The 1,838-nt window shown below is 53.1% G+C and carries 2 protein-coding genes; both read right to left on the bottom strand.

Annotated elements, in window-relative coordinates:
• On the bottom strand, nt 1–1,415 hold a 1,415-nt coding region (locus AC1DLB_RS29035), incomplete at its 3' end, for a DNA/RNA helicase domain-containing protein (RefSeq protein ID WP_477786192.1).
• A gap of 24 nt (nt 1,416–1,439) precedes the next feature.
• A complete protein-coding gene (locus AC1DLB_RS29030; RefSeq protein WP_367373108.1) occupies nt 1,440–1,823 on the bottom strand; it encodes a nucleotide pyrophosphohydrolase in 384 nt (127 codons plus the stop codon).
• Between the last annotated feature and the right edge of the window lie 15 nt (nt 1,824–1,838).

The raw sequence follows: 1,838 nt of genomic DNA, 5'->3' as shown, positions 1-1,838 counted from the left end.
ACGCGAGCCTTGTTTCCGTGGTTTTTCTGCTCGATAGCCGCATGCATCGCCTGAGGGGAGTCGAACACCTTGAACTCATACTCGCTGGTATCGAGCAGCGGGTTGGCTGTCGCGTGAATCCCCAATACGTCATCCAACCACGCCAGGTAGCCATCAGAACCACTGCAACGGAACTGGGAAGATAGTATGTATTCCTCCACGGTTGCGCCTTTGGCTTTGGCAAAGGCGCGGATAGCCTGCTTGTTACCAATGTCGTTCAAGGTCACGCGCTGGTCTTCGTCGATGAAGAAAATCGAGCATTTTGCTGATTCGATCAGCTCATTGATCTGGTTTTCACCCAGGTTTCCGTAAAGCCCGCTTTTCTCATTGAGCCTGTGGGCTTCGTCAACGATGAGTGCGTCATACGTATTGGGCTCGGTATCGATGAAGGCTCCCGAACCCGAAAAAAAGTTGGAGAAATGGCTACGTTTGACGGTGCCAACCAACTTGCTCTCGTACACCTTGCGTGGCGCAGCATTTTTTGAGACGTACTTGCTCAACAGCTTCAAGGCGGTGAGCCTCACCAGCAAGTTGATCGCTAATACTGTTTTTCCGGTACCCGGACCGCCTTCGATGATCAGCACCTTCGGCGCTTCAATAGAGGCCTCACTTGCCGCAGCGAGCGCCGACTCGAAGATTGATTTTTGATCATCAATCAATACGAACTCAGGCTTGCCTTTCATTAGCCCGCTCAGCGCCTCCGCCAGTGCTTTGGACGGGCGAATCTTCCCGTTGGCGAGTTCGTAAAGAACCTCCTTGTTGTCGCCATGAATGATGTGTTTCTTGAGGAAACTTCGCAGCTTTGCAAGCTCTTCGGGGCCCTTGAGGAACAAGGGGGCTTTGCTGGTATAGGCTTCGTAGTGAGCAGAGTCGATGACGCCATCACTGACATAGTTATGGAGGTAGGCACAGGGGCGTACTTCGATGCTTTTGTCGTAGACGGCTTCGTTGAAGCCCTCCAGCAGCGCGGCGTACGACCAGACCTGGTAGGACGGATGAATGGTTTCGACAAGACCTCCACCCAGCGCCGTTTTGACAATCGCATCCTTGGTGGTTGCGCTGGCCTTGCTCCATTGCTTCAGTTCGATCAATACCGCATTTTTAGTCTGATTCTCATCGCGGCCTGTCAGCAAAAAGTCGATTCGTTTCGATGACTGAGGGATGTGCAGCTCAATCGCCAGGCCGGCACTGTTGGGCAGGCCGTCGTCTCGAAGCACTTTGGCCATATAAGTCAGTGAACCCTGCCAGGATCTAATCTCCGAAGCTCCTACCTTCTTGCCGGTGGCTTCTTTGAAGTGCCTGAGGATCACATCTTCAATATCGTCGTTATCGCTGTCTTTGAGGAATTGCTGTTTGGTCGCAGCGTAAACGATCACGAGTGGTCCTTAGAGCCCAATGGGTCAGAGTTGGTCGTACTTTTTGCTGGTGCTTTTAGCTTTGTCGACAGGGTATTTCTGCCCGTTCAGGGCGAGCTTGCTTGTCACAGCTTCGTTGAGGTCGACGCCCAGCACACTGGCCAAGCGGACCAAGTACATAAGCACGTCAGCCAGTTCGTCCTTCACAGCTTGGGCGGTTTCGGGACGCTTTGCTGCACCCGTTGAATCGGCCTCGCTCATCCATTGGAAAATTTCGCAGAGTTCACCTACCTCGCCTGTGAGAGCCAAGAGGAGGTTCTTGGGTGAGTGAAACTGCTTCCAATCGCGATCATCTGCAAAGCGGTGAAGCGACGAGGCAAGATTTTCCACGTCGACCAGTTGTTCGGGTGTGCCATCTGTTTTGCTCACAGACTCGCCTCTCGC

It is taken from the genome of Pseudomonas sp. 05N434 (assembly GCF_056396965.1).
Note: the sequence above shows the minus strand (reverse complement) of the source record. Positions and strands in the feature narration are given on the sequence as shown.